Origin of the sequence: Vibrio floridensis, assembly GCF_021852965.1 — a bacterium.
GTDB classification, from domain to species: Bacteria; Pseudomonadota; Gammaproteobacteria; order Enterobacterales; family Vibrionaceae; genus Vibrio; species Vibrio floridensis.
The window spans coordinates 150,572-158,620 of record NZ_JAKGCY010000010.1 but is presented as its reverse complement, the minus strand read 5'-3'; the positions used below and the strand labels follow the sequence as shown (position 1 = coordinate 158,620).

9 protein-coding genes are annotated in these 8,049 nt (G+C 43.6%); 5 read left to right on the top strand and 4 right to left on the bottom strand.

Going from position 1 to position 8,049, the window contains the following annotated elements:
- Nucleotides 1-254: 254 nt before the first annotated feature.
- On the top strand, nucleotides 255-416 hold the full coding sequence (locus LZU85_RS21185; RefSeq protein WP_176299721.1) for a helix-turn-helix domain-containing protein: 162 nt from the start codon (nucleotides 255-257) through the stop codon (nucleotides 414-416).
- Between the two features lie 18 nt (nucleotides 417-434).
- On the top strand, nucleotides 435-560 hold the full coding sequence (locus LZU85_RS15290; protein WP_237287547.1) for a winged helix-turn-helix domain-containing protein: 126 nt from the start codon (nucleotides 435-437) through the stop codon (nucleotides 558-560).
- Between the two features lie 271 nt (nucleotides 561-831).
- Here the strand turns inward: LZU85_RS15290 and LZU85_RS15285 are convergent, their stop codons facing one another.
- From LZU85_RS15285 to LZU85_RS15275, 3 genes are all read right to left on the bottom strand, one after another.
- Complete coding sequence (locus tag LZU85_RS15285) at nucleotides 832-2,076, bottom strand: L-lactate MFS transporter (protein ID WP_237287546.1); 1,245 nt, start codon at nucleotides 2,074-2,076, stop codon at nucleotides 832-834.
- Nucleotides 2,077-2,692: 616 nt separating this feature from the next.
- Entirely contained in the window at nucleotides 2,693-3,049 is a 357-nt protein-coding gene (locus tag LZU85_RS15280) for a YibL family ribosome-associated protein (protein ID WP_237287545.1), read from the bottom strand.
- A 119-nt stretch (nucleotides 3,050-3,168) separates the two neighbouring features.
- Nucleotides 3,169-4,056 (bottom strand): helix-turn-helix domain-containing protein, encoded by an 888-nt coding sequence (locus LZU85_RS15275; RefSeq protein ID WP_237287544.1) that lies wholly within the window; start codon nucleotides 4,054-4,056, stop codon nucleotides 3,169-3,171.
- 153 nt (nucleotides 4,057-4,209) lie between these two features.
- Here LZU85_RS15275 and LZU85_RS15270 point away from each other — a divergent pair, with 153 nt between their 5' ends.
- Complete coding sequence (locus LZU85_RS15270) at nucleotides 4,210-5,409, top strand: sugar efflux transporter (protein WP_176299717.1); 1,200 nt, start codon at nucleotides 4,210-4,212, stop codon at nucleotides 5,407-5,409.
- An 11-nt stretch (nucleotides 5,410-5,420) separates the two neighbouring features.
- Here LZU85_RS15270 and LZU85_RS15265 read toward each other — a convergent pair whose 3' ends face one another.
- Complete coding sequence (locus LZU85_RS15265; RefSeq protein WP_237287543.1) at nucleotides 5,421-6,188, bottom strand: substrate-binding periplasmic protein; 768 nt, start codon at nucleotides 6,186-6,188, stop codon at nucleotides 5,421-5,423.
- Between the two features lie 212 nt (nucleotides 6,189-6,400).
- On the opposite strand from LZU85_RS15265, the gene LZU85_RS15260 reads away from it, so the two are divergent.
- A complete protein-coding gene (locus LZU85_RS15260) occupies nucleotides 6,401-6,883 on the top strand; it encodes a L,D-transpeptidase family protein (protein ID WP_176299722.1) in 483 nt (160 codons plus the stop codon).
- Nucleotides 6,884-7,132: 249 nt separating this feature from the next.
- The gene (locus LZU85_RS15255) at nucleotides 7,133-8,020 is read left to right on the top strand and encodes a DMT family transporter (protein ID WP_176299716.1); all 888 of its coding nucleotides are present in this window, start codon (nucleotides 7,133-7,135) and stop codon (nucleotides 8,018-8,020) included.
- The last annotated feature ends 29 nt before the right edge of the window (nucleotides 8,021-8,049 follow it).

Here is an 8,049-nt window from a genome sequence, read left to right as displayed (position 1 = left end):
GGTTGAAAGCACCGGTCTTGAAAACCGGCGTACGTTAATAGCGTACCTAGGGTTCAAATCCCTATCTCTCCGCCACTACATAGAAAGCCTGCAAAGTAATTTGCAGGCTTTCGTCATTTCTGACATTTGATAAATAATACTAATCTAAGAAAATATGATCTGATTGAGGCCATTCACGATAGGACTTAGTCGCTATGGACAGCCTCAATAATATCGATTTTAAAAAGCTCGCAAGCCAGCAGAAATCTATTTAGATGAAAATGAGGCTGCTGGCCTTTGCTCATTTCAAAGATAGACGCTTTCGCACCCAAATCGCCAAGTTTCTTAAGGTGAAACGAACCAGTGTTAATAATTGGGTTCAGACTTTTCTTGAAGAAGAATTAGAGGGCCTGAAGGAAAAACCAAGAGCTGGATGACCTACCGGTGCCTATATCGTGAAAGAATTTGCTCAGCACTACCACCCTGACTTTATCTATTACCTGCTCGATCACATGGGCTTTTCATGGATAACTTCCCGCTCAAACCACGCTAAGCAATCTCAAACAATACAAGGCGATTGAAAAATTAAATTTCGAAACGATCCTTAAGGCCCCAGGACATATCGCTTTAGAGAATGTTGATGCTTGGTTTCGAGATGTAGCCAGATTTGGCTACAAAACAACACGGTTATGCTCCTGGAGTAGCAGAGTGTACTAAGATTTATTCGGCTATCTTAGGCAGTTTATTCAAGCTCCAACTCGCAAAATACTCTGACAGCGAGCGTATATCATAGTCTGTTTTAATAAAGAAAATGCCGCAAAAAGCGGCATTATTGGATGTTGAGTGAGTTGATTAGGCTGTAGCTGTTTCTAAATTATCTCGTGCTCTGGTGATATATCCTTTCATCAACATCGCCACAGCTAATGCGATGACAAATGTACCGCCAAAGATGTAAAGCGTAAGCTCGTAGCTTCCTGTCACTGATCTTAGGTACGCAGCGATTTGCGGTCCTGCCAAGCCAGCAGCGGCCCATGCAGTAAGGATGTAACCGTGAATAGCACCAAGTTGTTTGGTGCCAAATAGGTCGCCAATAAAGGCGGGCAGAGTAGCGAAACCGCCACCATAGCAAGTCATTATGGTGAACAGCACCACTTGGAAGAGTAGAACGCTACTGATATTTGGCAAAGTCGCAAACAAGACGATTTGCAGCAAAAAGAACGTGATATAAGTATTGGCACGTCCTAATGAATCAGACAGCGTTGCCCATCCCAAGCGCCCGATTCCATTAAATACCGCCATTAGACCAACAACAGCCGCCGCTTCAGTCGCACTTAGTCCAATCGTTTCCTGCGCTAGCGGGGATGCGGAATAGATCACCCCAATACCACAGGAAATATTAATAAACATCATTATCCACAACCAGTAAAAAGGGACTGTCTTAACGGCTTCATTCGCGGTTTGTTGAGTCAGATCTTGCACTACGCGTTTAGTTCCGGCTGCTACGGCTTCTTTCATACCTTCAGGCATCCAACCTACAGGTGGTCGCTCTAGGTAAAGAGCAGAAAGTGCCATCACTGCCATGTAAACGAGACCTGAAGAGTAAAAGGTAAACGGAATAGAAAAGTTTTCCATTAAGTAGCCAAATACCGGGCCACCGATCATTGCACCGAAGCCAAAGCCCATAATGGCGAGACCTGTCGCAAAACCACGTCTATCCGGGAACCATTTGACTAGGGTTGAGACCGGTGTGATATAACCGATCCCCAAGCCAATCCCTCCAAAGACGCCGTAGCCTAGCCAGAGCAAGTAAATATTGCCAATAGAGGTACCAAAGCCAGCGATCAACAACCCTATTCCCCAAAATGTTGCGGCTAGCAATCCTGCTTTTCTTGGGCCATGTCGCTCAACAAAATGTCCCATGATCGCTGCAGAAAGCCCTAAAAAGAAAATAGCGAGACTGAAAGTGCTTGCAACGGCGGAACGGTCCCAGTTAAAGGTCTGTTCCAAAGGGAGATTGAATACGCTCCATGCGTAGACAGAGCCAATAGAACCGTGAATACCCACGGCTGAAGCGGCAATTAACCACCTATTTTTCATATCGAAGTCCTGATTAGATTAATAAATCAGATAAATATGTTAGTTATATAAATGTTAGTATGGTTGATTTGCGTCAATTTCAATTGATGATATATATTGTTACACATTCTTTTTGCTTAGATATTTAGAGAAAATAAACCATTGGTGGCTATGAAATACTAAAAAGATCGAATGTTTATTTTTTGGGGATTTGTATTATTTCATTAAAAACAAATAGATAATTTGCTTTTGGTTGATTGGTTTTAATTTTGAAATTATTTTCCAACTGTTGAATAGAAATTAATTTCATATTTAATTGTTAATGAGAAAAAACTCGAGCGACATTTGATTTATTCATTTTTTTAACATGAGGCTATAGAAGAATAGTACGATTTATGGTGTTGAAAATCATATTTTTAGTATTTAATTCTGCTAGTGTCATATATTCGATGTGTTCATTTAAAATTAATCGTTGTTTTTTTATTATTGTTCTGTCTGTGTGATGTTTAATCTAAATACATTTAGTAACAGTTAGAATGTTGCAGTGTGAGTTGGCGGATTTTTGGTTACATCAGTTGCTCTCTCAGAAACGACAGAGCCTCACAGCTGGAGGCTCTTGTAGATGTTAACCTGTGTTTTAAAACGCTTGTGGAGCGAAGCCCGTCATGGTTTCAAGACGAAGTTCTTTACCCATTTTTGTCATAGGGTGAACGATAACAAGCCCTTTCACTCGTTTTTTGAGTTTGCCAATGTCTGCCTGTTCTTCTTTTGTTATTTCACGTGAGAATGGGAGATCGAGGATGCTTTTACGCTCTTTATTCATTTCGTACTGTTGCTTGTGCTTTAACTGAGAAAGCTTTTTAGACAGCTGATCGACTTCATCGGTGAACTTTGTGATCATTTCCTGATCGCCGCGAGATCGAGCTGCATCAAGCTTACGTTGAAAGGTATCTAAGCGGTTGTGCAGTTGTTGGATGTCGGATTTAATACTCATGACGATAGTCTCAATGATAAATGGGCGTGAAGTATATCACAGTACAAAAAGTGGTATCTATAGCCAAATTTGCGCGGAAGATGTCGACACTTTCCATCGATTTAGCTTGGTAAAGAGCTTTAGCGGAACTGGGCGCGAAATTCGGAAGGGGTCATGGATTTTACCTTCTTAAACTGACGATTAAAATTTGAGAGATTGAGAAACCCTGTTTCTTCCGCGATCAACTGAATTGGCAGTTCGCTTCTCACCAACTGTTCGCATGCTTTACCAATACGATACTGTTTGAGATGTTCCGAGAAACTACACCCATAGTGCTTTTCAAATAAACGGTAAGCAGAACTCTCACTCATATGAAGTGTAAGGCACAGGTCGTCGATGCGGATTGATTTGGCAAAGTTGTTCTCAATAAATTGTTTCGCCAGTAGAAGGCGTTTGTTTGTCGATTCGTGCTCGCTGCTTGTTTTTAGTTGGTAAGGTGCATGAGAGACTCGCTTGAACAGCGTATCTTCAGCAAGCATTAGAAGAGCCTCGATGACGCCAAGTGCTTGAAATTTTCTGCTCTTTTGAGAGAGAGAACTTAGTAGTTGCGCTGCCATTAAAGAGCTTTGCTCACTAAAGCGTAAACCGTATTTTGATTCTCGTAGCATACGCAGTAAGGAGTGTGCTTCAGGTATGGTTTTAATCACGTCTTCGATCCATTGGTGACTAAACCAAATGATGATAGTTCTATGGGGGGAGTGATGTGCATGGTTGACCGTCCCTGTGACCATGTGTGGTAAGCCAGGTCCGTAAAGCAACAACGTGTTGTGTGTTGCTCTTTCAATGGCATCTCCCGCAAAGTACTTTCTATCGAAGATGCTCTCTGGATCTGAATATAAAACCAGCTCATATTCAGCGTGATAGTGCCACGGACAGGCAAAATCAGCGATTGGTCCATCACAACGATATTCTTTCACCAGCCAGGTAAAATTACTTTCGCTGAGGATATTTTCTATAAAAGGTTTCATACAGAGCTCCGTAGAGAGACACAATTCGCTCAAATTCAGAGTTACAAATGACTGAATAGTATTACTGATAGGCGGATTGACACCACTTTATTCAGCTTATAGTCGTTAGACTAGCCCTTAAAATGTATTCTTTGAAGTCAGCTGGAAAACCACATGTATCGTGATCGTACCGCAGTTTTATTTGTTCTCACCGCGACAATAATCGGGTTGTGTGGAGCGTTCTTCTACCCGTTAACGAGCTTGTTTCTCGTTGAAAAACTCAATGCGACACCTGTGATGCTGAGTTTGTATATGGTGGTAGCGGTAGTCAGTTCGGTCGTTGTATCGCAATTTATTGCCGTGAAATCTGATCGCGGTTGGAAGCGAAAAAGCATTCTTATTCTTTCGGTAAGTTGCCAATTGGTCACGATCAGCAGTTTTATCTTTATTGATGAATATTTTGTCGCCGTTGCGGTGGTCGCTTTGTTGGGGAGCATTAGTGGCGCTGCATTTGGTCAGCTTTTTGCCCTCGGTAGAGAATATGGCGATCGCCACGTGGCGGATAGTGCCAGTTTCGTCTCGACCATGCGGGCCGGTATTGCGATTGCGTGGGTGTTTGGTCCTCCGCTGGCATTTTTGCTCAAAGCGAGTTACGGTTTTGAAGCCTCCTTTTCCGTTGCCGCGATCATCATTGCGACATCAGTGTTCGTGATATCTATCGGTATACCTAATGTAGAGCGCAAACAAAGTCAGCCAATAGAGTCTACAAGGCCAAAGAAAAAAGGGATAAGTTCGCTCAATCCGTTGGTGGCTATTTATTGCCTTATTATTGTGCTGGCGTTTGCTGCCAACAATCTTTACATCGTTTCGATGCCGTTGTATCTATCTCAAGAGCTGAAAGTTGACGCAAACTGGCTTGGTGTTCTGTTTGGTGTCGCTGCGTTGTGCGAGATTCCGGTGATGTTGTGGGCTGGAAAGTTAGCCAAGAGATGGAGCGCATTAGCCGTTATGAAAGTGGGTATTGCTTCAGGTGTGCTTTTCTACGCCGTGATGTTAGTGGCTGCCGACTACACACATCTCATCGCTGCTCAGCTACTCAATGGTATTTTTATCGGTACGTGCGCAACGCTGGGGATGGTTGTCATGCAGGATATGATGAAAGACAAGTTAGGTACTGCTTCAACTTTGTTTTCCAACATGTTGCAGCTAAGTATGCTGGTGTCGAGTTTGTCGGTCGGCGTGGTTGGTGAACTATTTAATTACTACAGCAGTTTTTACGTGAGTTTGTTTGGTGTCTCTTTAGCACTGATTTTACTGATCTGCTGCCAAACTAGACTCTCTGCTTCGGCTAAGCTTGTACCCAACTCAAATTAGCCCTTAGAGAATCAATGGTAGTATTGCCGATAAATGGAGTCAGTGATGCCGGAGATTTTCATCTCCATCAGCTCTTTTTGAAAACGAAACGCGAGGCAATCCGAGGCGATCACTGTAGGGAAGTTGATAACGCTTTGTGGCTGACGGCCATCAAAGCTTAGATTAGGCACTTCCGAATAGTGGGAAGAGTATCGGGAAAAACCCAAATAGATGGGTTGGATGCCTCCGCAACAGTCTGGATGTACTTTCACATCTTGAGGTTGTTCTTGTTTTAGATAGTAGAGCAGAGATTCTCGATTATAGATGTAAAAGTCCCCCCGCTTTTTACGCAGTAGTTCGAAGGCGTCTGCAATGGTCATTTCCGGTGCGGAGTAGATAGAGACGCCTTTCAACCCAGTAGCAAAGCCGGGAGATCCCAAAGCTTGTACAACGGTGTAGCCATCAAGCTGTGATAATGCCGTTATGTCGGGAAAATCCACACGTGACACCCCTATTTCTCCCCCCGGAAAACCATTTTCAATGAAATAGGTATAACGTGCTCGTGTTTCGTTGTAATTGAAAGCGGGATAGAAGTCGATATCGCCAGCCTCTAGTAGTTTAAGAATGCGGTTTTTGGGGCCCCTAATGATCTTGAGCTTACAGCCTATGCGTTCTGCGGCTACCGAATAAAAGTCTAAATAAAGGCCACTGTTATCGGGTGACTCTGCAATGAGCGGTAAGCGTTCATTGGTTCTATATCCCATGGTTAGCGTGCAAGACAATGCGACCTGGGAAAACATCCATAAAACCATGGTGCAAACCAGCCAACGATATAAATTAAAGAAAACAAAGGAGTAGGGAAATGTGCGTTGGTGTGTCATTGGCATTTTCCAGCAAATCTCACTGACTATGCATAAAGCATAGCGCATACTTGATGTTTTCTACCACGCAGTTGTCCGTTCTTTTGCTCGTCCGGTATAGTGTTGGAAACGCTTTTCTTAAATGGTGAATGATGCGATTACTGTTGATGCTATTGATACTCTGCATTGGCTCTGGCTGCTTTGCAAGCGAGCAAGTTGACTGGGTAAAAGTGGATAAATCAAAACGGAGACTTTACCTCATGTCGGGTGAGGAAGTGATACGTGAGTATCGAATTGCGTTGGGTAAGCAGCCAAAGGGGCATAAGCTTCAAGAAGGGGATCAACGCACCCCAGAAGGGATTTACACGCTGGATTATGTGACAGAAGAGTCTGCCTTTTATCGATCTGTACACATCAGCTACCCGAATCCGTTTGATAGCTTGCAGGCAAAGGAAAAAGGGTTTTCTCCTGGTGGTGACATCAAGGTGCATGGCCTGCGTGATGGTGAACAGCGAGATCCACGATTTGTGCAAAGCTTTGATTGGACGAACGGCTGTATTGCGCTCACCAACCAAGAGATGGATGAGTTTATCCGTTTAGTTAAGATGGGCACCCCGATCCATATTGAGTGGTGATTTTTCTGGTTGTCTCATTTGCATTGCGAATGCCTGTGCTCCCGTCTTCAACCCCTATCGCCAACAATCTGATTTTCTTTGTGATTAATGGCCATTAAATTCTCATTTATTGGGAATTTATTGGCCTACTGTGTCGCGATATTGGCGGCGTTTTGGCATTATGTTTTTGCTCAATAAATATCCTGCTTATGCTGGGAAATAATAACCAACGAAGAGAACCTTCTTCAAACAAGTAAAAGAGTAAAACTTTTGAATTCTGAACGTAAAGCTGCCAGCATTTTAATTCTTGCAACGATCCTTTCTGCCTTTGGGTGGATATTTTCTAAAGAGACCATACAAGGGCTACCGCCATTTGGTTTTATTGGCCTGCGCTTTTTAATCGCTGCACTCTGCTTGCTCCCTTTTTGTTATCGCTCTCTGTTTAAAGCCAGTTGGGGGGATATTCGCTCCGCAGCGTTAGTGGGATTACTCTTAGCCACGGCCCTGATGAGTTGGATTCACGCTATTTCCATCAGCGACACCTTGGGGGAAGGGGCATTTATCCTCAGCCTCTCCATGTTGATGGTGCCATTTGTTGCTTGGGTGCTGTTTAAGCAAAGACCCAAACGCATTTTCTGGGTCTCTTTGCCGATTGCCGCGTCGGGGTTGGCTTTCCTCTCTTTGGCGGATGGTTGGCAGAGCTCGGTCAGTCAGTTGTGGTTTCTGTTTAATGCGGTCGTTTTGGCTTTGCACTTCAATATCAATAGCAAATATTCGCAAACACTCCCCATCTTGGTTTTAACCTGTATTCAACTGTTTGTGACGGGATTGATTGGTTTGTCGGCCAGTGTGCTCTTCGAAAGCGTGCCGACTCAGATAGATCCTACTATCTGGGCTTGGTTTGCGGCGAGTACTATTCTTGCTACTGCCTTGCGATACGTGATGCAGACAATGGCGCAAAAGCAGATCAATCCTGGTAATGCGGCGCTTATCATGATCCTCGAACCTGTTTGGACTGTGATACTGAGCGTACTGTGGTACAGCGAATCTCTATCCTCAAACAAGTTGATCGGCTGTGGTTTAATTCTATTCTCGCTCATCTTGTACCGAACCGATGGTAAGCTAAGCTTGTTAGTGAAGAGTCGAAAATCTGTATAGAGAGAGCGAAAATTCGCCAATTTATCGAC

What these genes read in the sequence shown, in the direction of transcription:
- LZU85_RS15260 (WP_176299722.1), top strand. Translation starts at nt 6,401, where the DNA reads ATGCGATTACTGTTGATGCTATTGATACTCTGCATTGGCTCTGGCTGC.
- LZU85_RS15270 (WP_176299717.1), top strand. Translation starts at nt 4,210, where the DNA reads ATGTATCGTGATCGTACCGCAGTTTTATTTGTTCTCACCGCGACAATA.
- LZU85_RS21185 (WP_176299721.1), top strand. Translation starts at nt 255, where the DNA reads ATGAAAATGAGGCTGCTGGCCTTTGCTCATTTCAAAGATAGACGCTTT.
- LZU85_RS15285 (WP_237287546.1), bottom strand. Translation starts at nt 2,076, where the DNA reads ATGAAAAATAGGTGGTTAATTGCCGCTTCAGCCGTGGGTATTCACGGT.
- LZU85_RS15275 (WP_237287544.1), bottom strand. Translation starts at nt 4,056, where the DNA reads ATGAAACCTTTTATAGAAAATATCCTCAGCGAAAGTAATTTTACCTGG.
- LZU85_RS15265 (WP_237287543.1), bottom strand. Translation starts at nt 6,188, where the DNA reads ATGTTTTCCCAGGTCGCATTGTCTTGCACGCTAACCATGGGATATAGA.
- LZU85_RS15280 (WP_237287545.1), bottom strand. Translation starts at nt 3,049, where the DNA reads ATGAGTATTAAATCCGACATCCAACAACTGCACAACCGCTTAGATACC.